Here is a 16,217-nt window from a genome sequence, read left to right on the forward strand (position 1 = left end):
TGCCGCCTATTTGAGGAGCGCTCCATGGTCGAAGATGTTGAACTGAATCGCCTCTACTGGCACAGCCGCCGCGGCATGCTTGAGCTTGACGTGTTGCTGGTACCGTTCGTGAAAGAGGTTTACCCGCACCTCAACGAAGTTGATCGCGCATGCTACGTCAGGCTGCTCGAATGCGAAGATCAGGACATGTTCGGCTGGTTCATGGAACGCGCCGAATCGGAAGATCCGGAGCTTCAGCGCATGGTTCGCATGATTCTGGATCGTGTCCAGCCCAAGTAATGCGTTCGAATGCCGCTGGCATGCCTCACGGCAATTGCTGGCGGCGTATCTTCTGGCTCAGCTGTTCGCGCTGGGTCGCTGTCCTTTCTTTCTATACCGATGTGGGCCTGTCTGCTTGGCGCTTTTTGCTGTCTGGCTCACGGCGCTTGGGCGTTACCGCGACAGATTCTGTTGACACACCCTCAGGCATTTCGCGGCTTGCGTCGCAATGCTGATGGCTGGCAGTTGTGGAATGAGGAGGGTTGGCAATCGGTGCAGCTACGACCGGACAGCCTGGCGCTACCTTTGCTCGTTGTGCTGCGTTTTCGTCTGCGAGGCGAGCGGCGGGTCAGATCAATCTGCGTTCCCCGCGACTCGCAGGCGGCGGATCTGCACCGGCGCCTGCGGGTTCGGCTTACGTTCAGTCGACGTAGGTGGGCGGCACCAGAATAGTGTCCAGGGCAACCGGCAGCATGTTCGGATAGTCGAGGGTGTAATGCAGGCCGCGACTCTCCTTGCGTTCCATGGCTGACTGGATCATCAGCTCGGCTACTTGGGCCAGGTTACGCAATTCGATCAAATCCCGACTGACCTTGTAGTTGCTGTAGAACTCGTCGATTTCATCCAGCAACAGCCGTACGCGGTGCTGTGCCCGTTGCAAGCGCTTGTTGGTGCGCACGATGCCGACATAGTCCCACATGAATCGGCGCAGCTCGTCCCAGTTGTGCGCAATGATCACGTCTTCGTCTGAATCGGTAACCTGGCTCGCATCCCAGACGGGCAGGGCGATCGGAGTCGAAACCTGCGGCAGCTGCTCAAGAATGTCCGCCGCCGCCGAGCGGGCGTAAACGAAACACTCCAGCAACGAGTTACTGGCCATGCGGTTGGCGCCGTGCAGGCCGGTGAAGCTGGTTTCGCCAATGGCATATAGCCCCGGCACATCGGTGCGACCCTGCTGGTCGACCATCACGCCGCCGCACGTGTAGTGCGCCGCCGGAACCACCGGAATCGGCTGCTTGGTGATGTCGATGGAGAATTCGAGGCAGCGTTCGTACACCGTCGGGAAGTGAGTCTTGATGAACGCTTCCGGCTTGTGACTGATGTCCAGATAGACGCAATCGACGCCCAGGCGCTTCATTTCATGGTCGATGGCCCGGGCGACGATGTCGCGGGGTGCCAGTTCGGCGCGAGGGTCGAAGCGTTGCATGAAACGTTCGCCGTTGGGCAACTTCAGGTGTGCGCCTTCGCCGCGCAGGGCTTCGGTGATCAGGAAGCTTTTGGCTTGCGGGTGATACAGGCAAGTGGGGTGGAACTGGTTGAATTCCAGATTCGCCACCCTGCAGCCTGAACGCCAGGCCATGGCAATGCCATCACCGCAGGCGCCGTCGGGGTTGCTGGTATAGAGATAGACCTTTGCTGCGCCACCCGATGCGAGGATCACAAAACGAGCGCCGTAGGTGTCGACTTCGCCGGTCCCGCGATTGAGGACGTAGGCGCCGAGGCAGCGATCACCTTCAAGGCCCAGGCGCTTTTCGGTGATCAGGTCGACCGCGACCCGCTGTTCCAGCAGTTCGATGTTCGGTCGTTGCCTGGCCTTGTCGAGCAAGGTTCTGAAAATCGCTGCGCCCGTGGCATCGGCGGCATGGATGATACGCCGATGGCTGTGACCGCCTTCGCGGGTCAGGTGGAACTCGAATCCGCCATCTTCGGTGCCGGACTGTTCATCGCGCGTGAAGGGTACACCTTGGTCGATCAGCCATTGAATCGCCTCTTTACTGTGCTCGACGGTAAAGCGCACGGCGTCTTCGTGGCACAGGCCACCGCCAGCATTGAGGGTGTCATCGACATGTGATTCAACGGTGTCGGTGTCATCCAGGACGGCCGCGACGCCACCCTGGGCCCAGAAAGTCGAGCCATTGGCGAGGTCGCCTTTGCTCAGTACGGCGATGCGCAAATGACCGGGCAAGGTCAGCGCAAGGCTCAAGCCGGCAGCACCGCTGCCAATTACCAGAACATCGTGTTGAAACTGTTGGCTCATTTCAGGATTCCGCTCAAAGCGACCCGGGTCGGGGTTGGCGCAAGACGCCTGGATCGGCGAGTCAAGACAGCCACACAGCCCACTAGTATATAGAGGGGGGGAGCGGCACAATAGCGAGCGCACATGGCATTGTGAAACTACTGTGACGGGAAATACCTGACGCTTCGTCGGATGGTTTTTGGGCCGGTTCGGCGACAAGACGACTGTATCAACGATTTAACAGTCTTTTTCTATTCACGGTTGCACAATGTCGGTCTTGCGCGGCTATAAATATTTGGAACTTTTGCCAAAGGCCCAAGATCAATAGACCGTTGCCTGATTCAAGGGACAGTGTCGGCTTCAACGCGGGATCGGTGATTTGATCCTTGCCGGCGAATCCGATGACAAGATTATTCGCGCAGCCGGGTTGACCCGCGCTGCGCTTTTCGTGCGTGCCAAATCAGAGCCCGCAGGAAACTTGCTTGGAGGGGGAGAACTTTTGCGAAAAGCCCGAGTCTATGTTTGCAAGTCTGGTTGTTTAGTTATGCAAGCCTCCTCCGAGCTTATCGAGGAGTGTTCATGCTAACCCAGGAAGAGGATCAGCAACTGGTCGAACGCGTTCAGCGCGGCGACAAGCGAGCTTTCGATCTGCTAGTGCTGAAATACCAGCACAAAATTCTCGGGTTGATCGTGCGTTTCGTGCACGACACCCATGAAGCCCAGGATGTGGCGCAGGAAGCCTTTATCAAGGCGTACCGTGCACTTGGAAATTTTCGCGGAGACAGCGCGTTTTATACGTGGCTTTACCGCATCGCCATCAACACGGCGAAAAACTATCTGGTTTCACGCGGCCGTCGGCCGCCGGATAGCGATGTCAGTTCCGAGGATGCAGAGTTCTACGATGGCGATCATGGCCTCAAGGATCTCGAGTCGCCAGAACGTGCATTGCTGCGGGATGAGATCGAAGGCACCGTCCATCGAACCATTCAGCAACTGCCAGAAGATTTGCGTACGGCTTTAACTTTACGTGAATTCGATGGTCTGAGTTACGAGGACATTGCAGCCGTCATGCAGTGTCCGGTGGGTACCGTGCGCTCCCGGATTTTCCGCGCTCGGGAAGCCATCGATAAAGCCCTGCAGCCGTTGTTGCAGGAAAACTGAGACAGCGGCGACAGCCAAGAGAGGAACGCCATGAGTCGTGAAGCCCTGCAGGAATCGCTGTCCGCAGTGATGGATAACGAAGCGGACGAATTGGAATTGCGTCGGGTATTGAATGCCTTTGACGATGTTGAAACCCGTGATACCTGGGCTCGTTATCAAATCGCTCGGGCAGTCATGCACAAGGATTTGCTGCTTCCACGTCTGGATATCGCTGCGGCAGTCTCTGCTGCGCTGGCTGACGAAGCCGTACCTGCAAAAGCCACCCGTGGTCCATGGCGCAGCCTGGGTCGTCTGGCGGTCGCTGCATCGGTAACTCTCGCCGTACTGGCAGGTGTTCGTCTGTATAATCAGGACGAGATCGCTGGGGTCGAACTGGCTCAACAATCCAGTCAACCAGGTCTGGCCGTTCCTCAGGTCAAGGGTCCAGCTGTATTAGCAGGCTACAATGAGAGTTCGGAAGCCACTGGCCCTATGGCCAACGGCGTATTGCAAGGTCAGCCAGGCTGGCACGATCAGCGTCTGCCAGGCTACTTGCGCCAACATGCTCAGCAGGCTGCACTGAAAGGTACTGAGAGCGCTCTGCCTTACGCTCGTGCAGCCAGTCTGGAAAACCGTTAAGGAGGATCATGCGCGCCATCCCTCTACTTACGCTTCTGCTCGGTGGCTGGTTTGTTGTTCCAGCCCATGCTGATGAAGCCCAGGACTGGTTGACCCGTCTGGGCCAAGCCGAGCAACAGCAAAGCTTTCACGGTACATTCGTCTACGAGCGTAACGGTAGTTTTTCTACCCATAACATCTGGCACCGCGTCCAGGATGGCAAGGTCCGCGAGCGGTTACTCCAGCTCGACGGCTCGGCACAGGAAGTCGTGCGCATTGATGGGCGTACTCAATGCGTTAGCGGCATTCTGATAGCAGGGCTTGGAGATTCTTCCAGCTCCACTGCTCGTACACTCGATCCACAAAAGCTAAAGAATTGGTATGACCTTGCCGTCATTGGCAAGTCGCGCGTGGCCGGGCGTGCGGCAGTGATCGTTTCACTGACGCCTCGCGATCAACACCGCTACGGTTTTGAATTACATCTGGATAAAGAAACTGGCCTGCCTCTCAAATCATTGCTTCTGAATGAAAAAGGGCAGTTGCTGGAGCGATTCCAGTTCACTCAACTGGATACCGCCGATGTTCCGTCCGACAGCGACTTGCAGCCTGGCGCCGATTGCAAAACGGTTGCCCTCGACAGCGACAAGGCTTCTGCAATCAAGGCGACCCAAGTATGGCGGTCGGACTGGTTACCACCTGGTTTCGAACTGACCAGCAGTACGTCCCGCAAGGACCCAGAGACCAAAACCCAAGTCAATAGTCTGATGTATGACGATGGTCTGGCCCGTTTCTCGGTTTTCCTTGAACCGTTGAATGGCGCAACAATTACTGACACTCGCACCCAGTTGGGGCCGACCGTTGCAGTTTCCCGACGCTTGACTACCCCGCAAGGCGAGATGATGGTGACCGTGGTCGGTGAGATTCCGATTGGCACCGCTGAACGGATTGCGCTATCCATGCGCAGCGACGCCACTGCAACCAAGTAGTGAGCTGAAATCGAAATGTTTGGTGAGCATTTCAACTTGCAAATATCCCCGATTTTTTCTATAGGTCAGAGCCCCTCGGCTCTGGCCTTGTTTGTTGTTCCCGGAACAAAAATACCGGCGTATCGTTCCCGGTGTTCCTTGCTCCATATCGCTTAACCATGCTCGTCGTAACGGGAGCCGTATGTCGATACCACGCTTGAAGTCTTATCTCTCTATTTTTGCCACCGTGCTGGTGCTTGGTCAGGCGGTCGCTGTTCAGGCGGCCGAGTTGCCTGACTTCACACAGTTGGTCGAGCAGGCCTCGCCCGCGGTGGTGAACATCAGTACCACGCAGAAACTGCCGGACCGCAAAGTGTCGAGCCAGGAGATGCCTAACCTTGATGACTTGCCGCCAATGCTGCGCGAGTTCTTTGAGCGTGGCATGCCGCCACAGCCTCGTACGCCACGCGGTGATCGTCAGCGTGAAGCCCAGTCCCTGGGTTCGGGCTTCATCATTTCGCCTGATGGCTACATCCTGACCAACAATCATGTCATCGCCGATGCCGACGAAATTCTCGTTCGTCTCGCCGACCGCAGCGAATTGAAGGCCAAGCTGATCGGCACCGATCCACGTTCCGACGTGGCGCTGTTGAAAATCGAAGGCAAGGATCTGCCGGTCCTCAAACTTGGCAAATCCCAGGATCTGAAAGCCGGCCAGTGGGTCGTGGCTATTGGCTCACCATTCGGTTTCGACCATACCGTGACCCAAGGCATCGTCAGCGCCATCGGTCGCAGCCTGCCGAACGAAAACTATGTGCCGTTCATCCAGACCGACGTGCCAATCAACCCGGGTAACTCTGGTGGTCCGCTGTTCAACCTTGCCGGTGAAGTGGTGGGCATCAACTCGCAGATCTACACCCGTTCCGGCGGCTTTATGGGCGTGTCGTTCGCGATCCCGATCGACGTAGCCATGGACGTTTCCAATCAGCTCAAAAGCGGCGGCAAAGTCAGCCGTGGCTGGTTGGGTGTGGTGATTCAGGAAGTGAACAAGGACCTGGCCGAGTCGTTCGGTCTGGATAAGCCAGCCGGCGCGCTGGTGGCTCAGATCCAGGATGACGGCCCGGCTGCCAAGGGTGGCCTGCAAGTAGGTGACGTGATCCTGACCATGAACGGCCAACCGATCGTCATGTCCGCCGATCTGCCACACTTGGTGGGCGCGCTTAAGGCGGGCTCGAAAGCTGATCTGGAAGTGATTCGTGAAGGTAAGCGCAAGAATGTCGAGTTGACAGTCGGCGCGATCCCGGAAGAAGGCAAAGAGCTGGATTCGCTGCCGAAATCCAGCACCGAGCGCAGCAGCAACCGGCTGGGTGTTTCCGTGGTTGAGCTGACGGATGAACAGAAGAAAACCTACGACCTCAAAGGCGGCGTCGTCATCAAGGAAGTCCAGGACGGTCCTGCTTCTCTGATTGGCCTGCAGCCAGGCGATGTGATCACACACCTGAACAATCAGGCAATCGGTTCCGCCAAGGAGTTCACGGATATCGCCAAGGCGCTGCCGAAGAACCGCTCGGTGTCGATGCGGGTTCTGCGTCAAGGACGCGCCAGCTTCATCACCTTCAAACTGGCTGAGTAATCCGGTTGTTGGCTGAATAAAAAACCGCCTCGAAAGAGGCGGTTTTTTTATGTCTGCCATTTTTTCTGACAAGCGTCAGCCCATCATGTCCTTGATCATGCGCTCCTGTTCCATCAGCTCACGTTGCCGTGCGTCGATTCGCGATGACAGCGGGAAGTTGGTACCTGCCTTGCGCTTGGCGAAATCCAGTTGCTGAATGGCCTGACGGTAATCCCCGACCAGGGCGAAATACTCGGCGCGGGCCTGATGCAGGCCGATGATGTTGCCTGACAGACCTCGAGTCTCGGCCACCATGTACCAGACGTCCGGATCGTCCGGACGGCTCTTGAGCAGATTCTCCAGTGCTTTTTCCGCGTCGGGCGCACGGTTCTGCTTGAGCAGCAGGTCAACACGCACCGAATTCAGCGGATAGTTGCCGGGATACTGCGTCAGCATCCGGTCAACCCGGGACTGGGCGTCCGGCAGACGATTGTTAGTGATGTCCAGATCGACCTGCGCCAGGTTGTAGATGATCTCGTTTGGCGACTTGGCCAGAAGCACCTTGAGGTTTTCCCGTGCTTCATTCAGCTGGCCACCCTTGATCTGGGCGATGGCCAAGCCATAGCGAGCGACATCACTTTTCGGGTTTTCATCAAGCTGGGCGCGAAAACGTTTGGCGCCCAAGCCTGGGGTTTCTTCATAGATCAATTGGACCCGTGCACGAATCAGCTGATATCGCAGAGTGTCTTCGATGCCACCGGCTTTGGACTGTTCGGCGCGGTTGCGCGTGTCCGCGATCCGCGACTCGGTCACCGGGTGAGTCAGCAGAAATTCCGGTGGCTTGGCGTCAAAGCGGTATTGGCGCGCCAATCGCTCGAACATGGTCGGCATCGAGCGTGGGTCGTAGCCGGCCTTTTCCAGATTGAGGATGCCGATACGGTCAGCTTCCTGTTCGTTCTGGCGAGAGAAGCGCCGCTGTTCCTGAATGGCTGCCGCCTGCGTGCCCGCAATGGCCGCGATCCCGGCATCGCCAGCGCCGGCTGCGGCAATCACGATCCCGGCCAGTAGCGCGGCCATCATCGGCACCTGCATGCGCTGTTGGGCTTCGACACCACGGGCGAAGTGGCGCTGCGACAAGTGAGCCAATTCGTGAGCGAGTACGGAGGCGTATTCGCCTTCGGTCTGGGCATTGAGGAACAAACCGCCGTTAACCCCGACAATGCCGCCTGGTGCCGCGAAGGCGTTGAGTTGCGGGCTGTTGATCAGGATGAACTCCAGGCGCCGGTCATTGACCTGGCTGGTCTCGACCAGCCTGTAGACGCTGGATTCGACGTAGTCCTTGAGCTGTGGATCGTTGAGCTGCGAAACCTGGCTGCGCAACAGCGCCAGCCAGGCACGGCCCAACTGGTGTTCCTGTTGCGGCGAGACGATGGCAGAACTGGCGTCGCCGAGTGACGGCAGGTCGTCGGCGAAGCCCGGTGAGGCGAGCAGGCAAGCGAGCGTCAGCAGGGTAGGGCGCAAAAAAGTCATGCACAAAGCCTTAGTCGACAAAGACCTTACTGTAGCCGGACACTACGCTTCGGACCAGATATTCTAGCCACTCGACCACCTGACCCCGGAGTGATGCAATGACCGACGCTGTAGCCCATGACGCCGAGCTCGACGCCAGCGGCCTGAACTGCCCCTTGCCGTTGCTCAAGGCCAAGCTGGAACTCAATCGACTGGCCAGCGGCGCAGTGCTGAAGGTAATCGCCACCGATGCGGGCTCGCAGCGTGACTTCCGCACCTTTGCCCGATTGGCGGGTCATACGCTGCTTCGTGAAGAAGATGAAGCGGGTGTTTACCGCTATTGGTTGAAAAAAGCCTGAATTCTACTGCGTTCGTTTCTAAGGATTATTGATGTTCAAGGTGTTACGCGACTGGATTCAGCGCTACTTCTCCGATGAAGAGGCCGTGGTGCTGGCGGTCCTGCTGTTTCTGGCGTTTACCGCCGTGCTGACGCTGGGCGGCATGCTTGCGCCAGTGCTGGCCGGGATGGTGCTGGCGTATCTGATGCAAGGGTTGGTCGTCACTCTAGAGCGCCTGCGCATGCCGGGCGGGGTGGCGGTGGGGTTGGTCTTTGCGTTGTTCATGGGGCTTTTGCTGGTGTTCATCGTGGTTGTGGTGCCGTTGCTCTGGCATCAGTTGATTACGCTGTTCAACGAGTTACCCGGCATGCTCGCCAAATGGCAGTCGCTGTTATTGCTGCTGCCCGAACGCTACCCGCATCTGGTATCCGACGAACAGGTGCTGCAGGCCATCGAAGTGGCGCGGGGCGAGATTGGCAAGTTCGGTCAGTGGGCGCTGACGTTCTCGCTGTCGAGTCTGCCGCTGCTGGTGAACATCATGATTTACCTGGTGCTGGTGCCGATCCTGGTGTTTTTCTTTCTCAAGGACCGGGAGATGATCGGTCACTGGGTGCGTGGTTACCTGCCCCGTGAGCGGGCGCTGATCACCCGCGTCGCTCACGAGATGAACCGGCAGATCGCCAATTACATTCGCGGCAAGGTCATCGAGATTTTCATTTGCGGTGGCGTGACCTACATCGGTTTCGTTGTTCTGGGGCTGAACTACGCGGCGCTGCTGGCATTGCTGGTGGGCGTGTCGGTGGTGGTGCCTTACGTCGGCGCAGTGGTGGTGACCGTGCCGGTCATGCTGATTGCGCTGTTCCAGTGGGGCTGGAGCGATCAGTTCATCTATTTGATGGCGGTCTACGGAATCATCCAGGTGCTGGACGGCAACGTGCTGGTGCCGCTGCTGTTCTCGGAAGCGGTCAATCTGCATCCAGTGGCGATCATCTGCGCGGTGTTGTTGTTTGGCGGGTTGTGGGGCTTTTGGGGTGTGTTCTTTGCGATTCCGCTAGCAACCCTGTTCAAGGCTGTATTGGACGCATGGCCGCGCAAGGAACCAGTGGTGGCGCCGTTGCTTTAACAGCTAGCCAGAATGGAGGGTGGGGCTGATGGCCTCATCCCGAGCAAGCTCGGTCCCACATTTGATCTGTGTGAACACAAAACCAATGTGGGAGCGAGCTTGCTCGCGATAGCGCCCGATCAGGTGCCAGATGAATCAGGCTTTGTTCAGCGCCTGAGCGGCAGCCAGAACAGCATCCACATGCCCCGGCACCTTCACACCACGCCATTCCTGACGCAGCACACCGTCCTTGTCGATCAGGAACGTGCTGCGATCAACGCCCATATATTCTTTGCCATAGAGCTTTTTCAGCTTGATCACGTCGAACTGCTGGCAGAGCGCTTCTTCCTTGTCGCTGATCAGCTCGAAGGTGAACGCCTGCTTGGCCTTGAAGTTTTCGTGTGATTTAAGGCTGTCGCGGGACACGCCGAAGACTTCGGTGTTGGCGGCTTTAAAGGCGTCGAGCTGGTCACGAAAGCCCTGACCCTGAGTGGTGCAGCCTGGCGTGCTGTCCTTCGGATAGAAGTAAATCACCACCTGCTTGCCTTTGAGGCTCGCGAGGTTGACGGTCTGCCCGCTGGTGGCGGGTGCTTCGAAGTCGGCAACCGGTTGGTCGATGGCAACGGCCATGAAAGCTTCCTTACATTGGGTTTTGTGGGCGCCACGGTTCGATCAGGGCATCCAGGTTCAGCGCATCGGCGAAATCCAGGAACTGATCGCGCAGCCAGCTGATCTGTACGCCGGCCGGCAAGGTCACGGTAAACGTGGCATTGAGCATGGTGCCGCCGGTTTGCGGAGCCTGATAGGTGTCGCAGGTCAGGTTCTCGAGCTCGACGTTGTGGTCCATGAAGAACTGACACAGCTCGTTAATGATGTCCGAGCGGTAAGCCGAGCTGACATAAGCGACGTATGGCAGGGCTTGAGGACGATTCTCAAGCGCTGCGCTGCGCACCACATTGACCGTAAAGGCGTGCTTCTTGGCGAGGCTCGGCAAGCTGCCTTCGAGGCGCGCCAGGGCGTCCCAGCTGCCGGAGATCTCGAGGATCAACGCACTGCACTCGCCATGACGCGTCAGGCGAGAAGTGACCACGGCGCAGCGGTTTTCATGGCTGGCGCGGCACAGGACGTTAGTCAGCTCCATGGGGTTGGCGCCGAGGGCACTGATGACAAGGAATTGTTCGCGAACTGTGGGGGTGGACATGCAGCATTCCTAAAGCGATGAGCGGTCGATACTTCTACGGGCTTTTTTTACCGGGAGCGAGCCTGCGGATGCGAATTCAAAAAACCCGAGCCGCAAGGTTGCAACGTGCTCCAGAGTGGCAAGAGCGAGGGGTGGCAACGCTGGATCGGGGCTTGTGATGCCGAAAATGGAGGCTGGAACCCGGCGTACGAGCTTATCAGTACCGATCAAAGTCTGAAGGGTAGCGAAAAGCAGCGCCAAGGGGAATGGCAGCAGCGCAGTACTTCGCTTGTACAAGCATCTTGGCGCCAGTACCATTACCGCTCTCTTTTTCCGGCAGGAGCGGTTTCATGATTGCGGGCAGTATGGTGGCACTGGTCACACCCATGGATGCACAAGGGCGTCTTGACTGGGACAGCCTCAGCAAACTCGTGGACTTCCACCTTGAAAACGGCACCCATGCCATTGTCGCGGTCGGTACTACCGGCGAGTCGGCAACCCTCGATGTAGACGAACACATCGCCGTCATCAAGGCCGTGGTCAAGCAGGTCAATGGCCGCATTCCCGTCATCGCCGGTACCGGCGCCAACTCGACCCGCGAAGCCGTAGAACTGACCCGCAACGCCAAAGAGGCCGGTGCCGACGCCTGTCTGCTGGTCGTTCCGTACTACAACAAGCCGACCCAGGAAGGTTTGTACCTGCACTTCAAGCACATTGCTGAAGCGGTCGACATTCCACAGATCCTCTACAACGTTCCTGGCCGCACCTCCTGCGACATGCAGGCCGAGACCGTGATTCGCCTGTCCACTGTGCCGAACATCATCGGTATCAAGGAAGCCACCGGCGACATGAAGCGTGCCAAGGCAATCCTTGATGGCGTGAGCAAGGACTTCATCGTGCTGTCCGGCGATGATCCGACCGCTGTCGAGCTGATTCTGATGGGCGGCAAGGGCAACATCTCCGTCACCGCCAACGTCGCCCCGCGCGAAATGGCTGACCTGTGCGAGGCCGCGCTCAAGGGCGACGCCGAGACTGCACGGGCAATCAACGAAAAATTGATGCCGCTGCACAAGGATCTGTTCATCGAAGCCAACCCGATTCCGGTGAAGTGGGCTTTGGTCGAAATGGGCCTGATGCACGAAGGCATTCGCCTGCCGCTGACCTGGCTGAGCGCACCTTGTCATGAAACGCTTCGCACGGCCCTGCGCCAGTGCGGCGTCCTGGTTTAATTGAGGAAGTACTACGCATGAAGCGATTGGCCGGACTTTCCGCACTTGCCTTGATCATCTCCAGCACCAGTGGCTGCGGATGGGTCTGGGGCCCGGAAGGTTATTTCCGTGACCGCGGTAGCGATTACCTGGAAGCGCAACAGACTGCACCCATGCAACTGCCTTCGGATGTCAGCACCGCCAAACGTCTGGATCCGCTGTTGCCGATCCCGCGTAACGTGGCCGATGACAGCGTCAAGGGCGAGTACATCGTTCCTCGTCCGCAGCCGTTGTCGGCAGCGGCTGACGCCAGCGCCTACTCCCTGCAAAAGACCGGTGACTCGCGTTGGATCGTTGCTCAGAACCCGCCGGCCGAAGCCTGGCCAGTGGCTGTGCAGTTCTTCCAGGACAACGGTTTCCGCCTGGACGAACAGCGTCCGCAAACCGGCGAATTCACCACCTCCTGGCAGCATTCCGACGAACTGTCCGCCGCAATGGCCAAGCGCCTGAGCGCAGCCGGTGTCGGCGCCGACAGCGAAACCCGCGTGCGGGTCCGCATCGAGCCAGGCGTGCAGCGCAACACCAGTGAAATCTACGTGGTCAGCGCCGAGCGTCCTGCCGGCAGCACCTCCGACGTGGCCTTCACCAACCGTTCGGTCAACACTGGCCTGGACGCGGCACTGGTCGACGACATGCTCGCGAGCATGAGCCGCACCTCGGAGAAGGGCGGTTCGGTCTCCATGCTGGCGTCGCGTGATTCCGATACGCCAAGTCGTGTCAGCCTGAGCGAAGACGGCAGCGGCAACCCTGTCCTGAACGTCGGCACCGATCTGGATCGTGCCTGGTCGAGCGTCGGTCGTGCGTTGGAACAGGGCGAATGGCGCGTTGAAGACATCAACCGCAGCCTGGGTCTGTACTACATCAACCTGTCTGAAAAAGCCGAGAAGAAAGACGAGAAACCTGGTTTCTTCAGCGGCCTGTTCGGCAGCGCGCCGAGCAAGGAAGAAGTTGAAGCCCGTGCCGAGCGTTATCAGGTTCGCCTGAGCAAGGTTGGCGAAAACGTCCAGGTCACCGTCGAGAAAAACATCAACACCGTGGCGCCGGCAGATGTGGCGCGCAAGGTATTGAGCGTGATTCAGGACAACCTGGGCTGATCACATGCGTTTTGCCGTTCTCGGCAGCGGTAGCCAAGGGAACGGCACGCTGATAGCCAGCGCTGACACGTATGTGCTGGTGGATTGTGGTTTCTCCCTGCGGGAAACCGAAAAACGCCTGTTGCGCCTGGGTGTGAACCCTGCGCAACTGAGCGCGATACTCGTGACCCACGAACATGCCGACCACGTGCATGGCGTGGGTTTGCTGTCTCGGCGCTACAATCTGCCTGTCTACCTCAGTCGCGGTACCCTGCGCGGGATGCGCAAACCAATTGAACCGGCTGGCCTTCTGGCCGGCGGCGAGCAACTGCAGATCGGCGCACTGAGCATCGGCGTCATTGCCGTGGCCCATGATGCACAGGAGCCGACGCAATACGTCTTCAGTGACGGTGAGCGGCGTTTCGGCCTGTTGACCGACCTGGGTTCGTACTGCAACAAAGTGCTGGACGGCTATCGGGACCTCGATGCGTTGATGATCGAGTCCAACCATTGCCGTGACATGCTGGCTCGCGGTCACTACCCCTACTTTCTCAAGCAGCGGGTAGGCGGTGAACTGGGGCATTTGAACAACCATCAGGCGGCATTCCTGGTGTCCGAGTTGGGCTGGCAAGGCCTGCAACACCTGGTCCTGGCCCATCTGAGCAGCAAGAACAACCTGCCGCAGCTGGCCCGGCAATGTTTTGTCGACACCCTCGGGTGCGACCCGGACTGGCTGCAACTGGCCGATCAAGATTCAGGGCTCGACTGGCGACACATCGCCTAGCCCACCTACTTAGCAAGCGGAGCCCATCATGGAAAAACGTGAAGAACTCTACCGCGGCAAAGCCAAATCGGTTTTCAAGACCGACGACGCTGACCGCTTGATCCTGCTGTTTCGCAACGACACTTCGGCGTTCGACGGCAAGCGCATCGAGCAGCTCGACCGCAAAGGCATGGTGAACAACAAGTTCAACGCCTTCATCATGCAGAAACTTGAAGCGGCCGGCGTGCCGACTCAATTCGACAAACTGCTGGGCGACAACGAATGCCTGGTGAAAAAACTCGACATGATCCCGGTCGAGTGCGTCGTGCGTAACTACGCCGCGGGCAGCCTGGTCAAGCGCCTGGGCGTTGAAGAGGGCATGAAGCTCAACCCTTACACCTTCGAACTGTTCCTGAAGGACGACGCCAAGGGCGACCCGTTCATCAACGAATCCCACGTCGTGGCATTCGGTTGGGGCACCGCCGAGCAACTGGTTCGCATGAAAGAACTGTCGCTCAAGGTCAACGAAGTCCTGAGCAAACTGTTCGACGACGCCGGCCTGCTGCTGGTCGACTTCAAACTGGAATTCGGCGTGTTCTCCGACGGCTCCATCGTCCTGGGCGACGAATTCAGCCCGGACGGCTGCCGTCTGTGGGACAAGGCCACCGGCAAGAAAATGGACAAGGACCGCTTCCGTCAGGGCCTCGGTGACGTCATCGAAGCCTACGAAGAAGTCGCCAATCGTCTGGGCGTACCGCTTTAATCGACGCAAGCATCTGATAGCACGGAAAAATTTCGCTTAGGGGGTTCGCTTCCGGCAAAAGTGTTGTTATGATGCGCGCCGTTGGAGAGATGCCAGAGTGGCCGAATGGGACGGATTCGAAATCCGTTGTACCTTCACCGGTACCTAGGGTTCGAATCCCTATCTCTCCGCCATACATAGAAAAGCCCCGTAATTCAATGAGTTACGGGGTTTTTTCGTTTCTGGTTCTACTACTCGTTTCTACTACTCAAATACCTCTGTTTTACTCTGTGTAGAAGATCTTTGATGCAGTTGAGTTTTGCATCAGATTGATTGAGTGTGTGCAATCTGATCGATTCACGTAGCTCTCACTGCTCCTAGCAATCTCTTCTCCATTCTTAGCGTAATAGATCCAGTACCACTGCCTAGAATTGTCTTTTTTCTGCCAGTAGCACGGATACGTAACCTCGCCCATTTCCTACTCCTTCTATTCAGGCGGACACCATGTCCAGCGTGAAGCGTAGGCGAGTCTTGATTTTGGACAAGCACCCAATCCCCCTAGAACTCCATATGCCAGTTCTCGGTGCAAAACCCATCGCATCGAGAGGAAATATGCACACTGAAGGAGATGACTGACTGAATTGCCATCCATCGCAGACAGATTGAACATTACCATTCATACAGATACTGTTTATGCGTACAGTATCTGGTGTGTGTGATGGACGAAGATTTGATTGATGATTCTGGGTTTGAACTGGGCTTCCCCACTCGTGAGGAAATGCTCAAGCACCAATGTGATCTACTGTGTTCTGAGCTTGAGACGACACGTAGAGACTTACGCAGGGCTCACAAGACCATCGCCGGAATGATCGTAATGTACCGCGAAAGCTCGACGGAGCTGGCAGCATTGAAGGTTGAATACGACCGGCTGAAGTGGACCCTGAGTGACATGTACCAGCGTGAGCGGGAACAGGGAACGACACAGCTGGGGTACGCCTACGGTGACTACTCGCCCAAGGAAAATACCTAGACCTAGTTCTACTCTGTGACGTGATGGCAGGCAGGGCACCCGGCAAACCCACCTCTTCGATACAGCACTACACGGAAAGTGGAACATGGCAGAAGAGCTGGATCGGACAGACGATCTTGAAACGCCTCAGGAGACGCTAGGGCATCGACACTAAATAGCCACACAAGACAAATGGTTGATAGCAGTACGCCACGGCAAGCAGTAGCATCTAGGGATACAGGAGACCCGCATGAAAACTACTAGGTTGTTAACCAGAGGCGTGCAACATGCCAGCCAGTGACGAATGGACGGAATGGCACCTAACGCCTAGGGGCTGGAAGTGTGGCGCTGAGCAGAAGGATTATCGGCGAGTGGACCGCTCACCACCGACAGACCGTGTACTAACCAGCAGATTCAGACTGTACTTGAAATCATCAAGCTCGATGGTGGACAAAGGAAACGAAGATATCTGGCGATCTCCCGACAGCGATGTGGTGGACGAACTTCTCAAACTGTATGGCACCGCACCTGAACACCTTTAAGTAACCAAGACCGTTTTCCACAGTCGCTTGCGCAGGGGCATTAAGCAGTACTTGATTTTTCAATGGCAGGGGCCGCTATCT

At 57.6% G+C, this 16,217-nt stretch carries 17 protein-coding genes, 1 tRNA gene and 1 pseudogene; 14 read left to right on the forward strand and 5 right to left on the reverse strand.

What is annotated here, in order from left to right; all coding sequences use genetic code 11:
* Nucleotides 1-24 precede the first annotated feature (24 nt).
* Together ACMXYJ_RS08895 and ACMXYJ_RS08900 are read left to right on the forward strand one after the other, a co-directional pair.
* On the forward strand, nt 25-279 hold the full coding sequence (locus ACMXYJ_RS08895) for a succinate dehydrogenase assembly factor 2 (protein WP_007898624.1): 255 nt from the start codon (nt 25-27) through the stop codon (nt 277-279).
* Nucleotides 263-711, forward strand: a pseudogene (locus ACMXYJ_RS08900) (protein YgfX). Before ACMXYJ_RS08895 ends, ACMXYJ_RS08900 begins: the two are co-directional and overlap by 17 nt.
* Here the strand turns inward: ACMXYJ_RS08900 and nadB are convergent.
* Nucleotides 680-2,296 carry an L-aspartate oxidase gene (nadB, locus tag ACMXYJ_RS08905; RefSeq protein ID WP_415759513.1) on the reverse strand — a complete coding sequence of 539 codons (1,617 nt, stop codon included), beginning with the start codon at nt 2,294-2,296 and terminating at the stop codon, nt 680-682. The pseudogene ACMXYJ_RS08900 and the gene nadB overlap by 32 nt on opposite strands.
* 558 nt (nt 2,297-2,854) lie before the next feature.
* Between nadB and rpoE the strand changes: the two genes are divergently transcribed.
* From rpoE to ACMXYJ_RS08925, 4 genes are all read left to right on the forward strand, one after another.
* Nucleotides 2,855-3,436, forward strand: a complete 582-nt coding sequence (gene rpoE / locus ACMXYJ_RS08910; RefSeq protein WP_007944079.1) for an RNA polymerase sigma factor RpoE — start codon at nt 2,855-2,857, stop codon at nt 3,434-3,436.
* A 30-nt stretch (nt 3,437-3,466) separates the two neighbouring features.
* Nucleotides 3,467-4,054, forward strand: coding sequence for a sigma-E factor negative regulatory protein (locus ACMXYJ_RS08915; protein ID WP_046055719.1), 588 nt, complete (start codon nt 3,467-3,469; stop codon nt 4,052-4,054).
* Nucleotides 4,055-4,062: 8 nt separating this feature from the next.
* Nucleotides 4,063-5,019 carry a MucB/RseB C-terminal domain-containing protein gene (locus tag ACMXYJ_RS08920; protein ID WP_415759514.1) on the forward strand — a complete coding sequence of 319 codons (957 nt, stop codon included), beginning with the start codon at nt 4,063-4,065 and terminating at the stop codon, nt 5,017-5,019.
* A gap of 181 nt (nt 5,020-5,200) precedes the next feature.
* Nucleotides 5,201-6,631 (forward strand): DegQ family serine endoprotease, encoded by a 1,431-nt coding sequence (locus tag ACMXYJ_RS08925; RefSeq protein WP_415759515.1) that lies wholly within the window; start codon nt 5,201-5,203, stop codon nt 6,629-6,631.
* A gap of 75 nt (nt 6,632-6,706) precedes the next feature.
* On the opposite strand, the gene ACMXYJ_RS08930 is transcribed toward ACMXYJ_RS08925, so the two are convergent.
* Nucleotides 6,707-8,140, reverse strand: a complete 1,434-nt coding sequence (locus tag ACMXYJ_RS08930) for a M48 family metalloprotease (protein ID WP_415759516.1) — start codon at nt 8,138-8,140, stop codon at nt 6,707-6,709.
* Nucleotides 8,141-8,238: 98 nt separating this feature from the next.
* On the opposite strand from ACMXYJ_RS08930, the gene ACMXYJ_RS08935 reads away from it, so the two are divergent.
* A complete protein-coding gene (locus ACMXYJ_RS08935; protein ID WP_020300476.1) occupies nt 8,239-8,478 on the forward strand; it encodes a sulfurtransferase TusA family protein in 240 nt (79 codons plus the stop codon).
* Between the two features lie 31 nt (nt 8,479-8,509).
* Nucleotides 8,510-9,580: an AI-2E family transporter gene (locus ACMXYJ_RS08940; RefSeq protein ID WP_415759517.1), complete on the forward strand. Its 1,071-nt coding sequence runs from the start codon at nt 8,510-8,512 to the stop codon at nt 9,578-9,580.
* 135 nt (nt 9,581-9,715) lie between these two features.
* Here ACMXYJ_RS08940 and ACMXYJ_RS08945 read toward each other — a convergent pair whose 3' ends face one another.
* Together ACMXYJ_RS08945 and ACMXYJ_RS08950 are read right to left on the reverse strand one after the other, a co-directional pair.
* The gene (locus ACMXYJ_RS08945) at nt 9,716-10,189 is read right to left on the reverse strand and encodes a peroxiredoxin (protein ID WP_008153083.1); all 474 of its coding nucleotides are present in this window, start codon (nt 10,187-10,189) and stop codon (nt 9,716-9,718) included.
* Between the two features lie 10 nt (nt 10,190-10,199).
* Nucleotides 10,200-10,760 (reverse strand): glycine cleavage system protein R, encoded by a 561-nt coding sequence (locus ACMXYJ_RS08950; protein ID WP_008034925.1) that lies wholly within the window; start codon nt 10,758-10,760, stop codon nt 10,200-10,202.
* A 329-nt stretch (nt 10,761-11,089) separates the two neighbouring features.
* On the opposite strand from ACMXYJ_RS08950, the gene dapA reads away from it, so the two are divergent.
* The 5 genes from dapA (at nt 11,090) to ACMXYJ_RS08975 (ending at nt 14,779) form a co-directional block, all read left to right on the forward strand.
* Nucleotides 11,090-11,968, forward strand: coding sequence for a 4-hydroxy-tetrahydrodipicolinate synthase (gene dapA / locus ACMXYJ_RS08955; protein ID WP_074874285.1), 879 nt, complete (start codon nt 11,090-11,092; stop codon nt 11,966-11,968).
* Between the two features lie 17 nt (nt 11,969-11,985).
* Nucleotides 11,986-13,101 carry an outer membrane protein assembly factor BamC gene (gene bamC, locus ACMXYJ_RS08960; RefSeq protein WP_415759518.1) on the forward strand — a complete coding sequence of 372 codons (1,116 nt, stop codon included), beginning with the start codon at nt 11,986-11,988 and terminating at the stop codon, nt 13,099-13,101.
* A 4-nt stretch (nt 13,102-13,105) separates the two neighbouring features.
* On the forward strand, nt 13,106-13,864 hold the full coding sequence (locus tag ACMXYJ_RS08965) for an MBL fold metallo-hydrolase (RefSeq protein ID WP_008153089.1): 759 nt from the start codon (nt 13,106-13,108) through the stop codon (nt 13,862-13,864).
* Nucleotides 13,865-13,892: 28 nt separating this feature from the next.
* The gene (gene purC / locus ACMXYJ_RS08970; protein ID WP_008034929.1) at nt 13,893-14,606 is read left to right on the forward strand and encodes a phosphoribosylaminoimidazolesuccinocarboxamide synthase; all 714 of its coding nucleotides are present in this window, start codon (nt 13,893-13,895) and stop codon (nt 14,604-14,606) included.
* Nucleotides 14,607-14,689: 83 nt separating this feature from the next.
* Nucleotides 14,690-14,779: transfer RNA gene (locus tag ACMXYJ_RS08975), tRNA-Ser, on the forward strand.
* An 89-nt stretch (nt 14,780-14,868) separates the two neighbouring features.
* On the opposite strand, the gene ACMXYJ_RS08980 is transcribed toward ACMXYJ_RS08975, so the two are convergent.
* Nucleotides 14,869-15,060: a DUF1508 domain-containing protein gene (locus ACMXYJ_RS08980; protein ID WP_181081086.1), complete on the reverse strand. Its 192-nt coding sequence runs from the start codon at nt 15,058-15,060 to the stop codon at nt 14,869-14,871.
* A gap of 243 nt (nt 15,061-15,303) precedes the next feature.
* On the opposite strand from ACMXYJ_RS08980, the gene ACMXYJ_RS08985 reads away from it, so the two are divergent.
* The gene (locus ACMXYJ_RS08985) at nt 15,304-15,615 is read left to right on the forward strand and encodes a hypothetical protein (protein ID WP_415759519.1); all 312 of its coding nucleotides are present in this window, start codon (nt 15,304-15,306) and stop codon (nt 15,613-15,615) included.
* Nucleotides 15,616-16,217 lie beyond the last annotated feature (602 nt).

This window comes from Pseudomonas arabinosi (assembly GCF_047758675.1).
In the GTDB taxonomy this organism is placed as follows: domain Bacteria; phylum Pseudomonadota; class Gammaproteobacteria; order Pseudomonadales; family Pseudomonadaceae; genus Aquipseudomonas; species Aquipseudomonas arabinosi.

Bases quoted from the DNA above. Each gene is read 5' to 3' on its own strand.
- ACMXYJ_RS08935 (WP_020300476.1), top strand. From the start codon at position 8,239: ATGACCGACGCTGTAGCCCATGACGCCGAGCTCGACGCCAGCGGCCTG.
- ACMXYJ_RS08895 (WP_007898624.1), top strand. From the start codon at position 25: ATGGTCGAAGATGTTGAACTGAATCGCCTCTACTGGCACAGCCGCCGC.
- ACMXYJ_RS08985 (WP_415759519.1), top strand. From the start codon at position 15,304: ATGGACGAAGATTTGATTGATGATTCTGGGTTTGAACTGGGCTTCCCC.
- ACMXYJ_RS08965 (WP_008153089.1), top strand. From the start codon at position 13,106: ATGCGTTTTGCCGTTCTCGGCAGCGGTAGCCAAGGGAACGGCACGCTG.
- ACMXYJ_RS08925 (WP_415759515.1), top strand. From the start codon at position 5,201: ATGTCGATACCACGCTTGAAGTCTTATCTCTCTATTTTTGCCACCGTG.
- ACMXYJ_RS08940 (WP_415759517.1), top strand. From the start codon at position 8,510: ATGTTCAAGGTGTTACGCGACTGGATTCAGCGCTACTTCTCCGATGAA.
- nadB (WP_415759513.1), bottom strand. From the start codon at position 2,296: ATGAGCCAACAGTTTCAACACGATGTTCTGGTAATTGGCAGCGGTGCT.
- ACMXYJ_RS08915 (WP_046055719.1), top strand. From the start codon at position 3,467: ATGAGTCGTGAAGCCCTGCAGGAATCGCTGTCCGCAGTGATGGATAAC.
- ACMXYJ_RS08980 (WP_181081086.1), bottom strand. From the start codon at position 15,060: ATGGGCGAGGTTACGTATCCGTGCTACTGGCAGAAAAAAGACAATTCT.
- ACMXYJ_RS08950 (WP_008034925.1), bottom strand. From the start codon at position 10,760: ATGTCCACCCCCACAGTTCGCGAACAATTCCTTGTCATCAGTGCCCTC.
- ACMXYJ_RS08930 (WP_415759516.1), bottom strand. From the start codon at position 8,140: ATGACTTTTTTGCGCCCTACCCTGCTGACGCTCGCTTGCCTGCTCGCC.
- ACMXYJ_RS08945 (WP_008153083.1), bottom strand. From the start codon at position 10,189: ATGGCCGTTGCCATCGACCAACCGGTTGCCGACTTCGAAGCACCCGCC.
- bamC (WP_415759518.1), top strand. From the start codon at position 11,986: ATGAAGCGATTGGCCGGACTTTCCGCACTTGCCTTGATCATCTCCAGC.
- purC (WP_008034929.1), top strand. From the start codon at position 13,893: ATGGAAAAACGTGAAGAACTCTACCGCGGCAAAGCCAAATCGGTTTTC.
- rpoE (WP_007944079.1), top strand. From the start codon at position 2,855: ATGCTAACCCAGGAAGAGGATCAGCAACTGGTCGAACGCGTTCAGCGC.
- dapA (WP_074874285.1), top strand. From the start codon at position 11,090: ATGATTGCGGGCAGTATGGTGGCACTGGTCACACCCATGGATGCACAA.
- ACMXYJ_RS08920 (WP_415759514.1), top strand. From the start codon at position 4,063: ATGCGCGCCATCCCTCTACTTACGCTTCTGCTCGGTGGCTGGTTTGTT.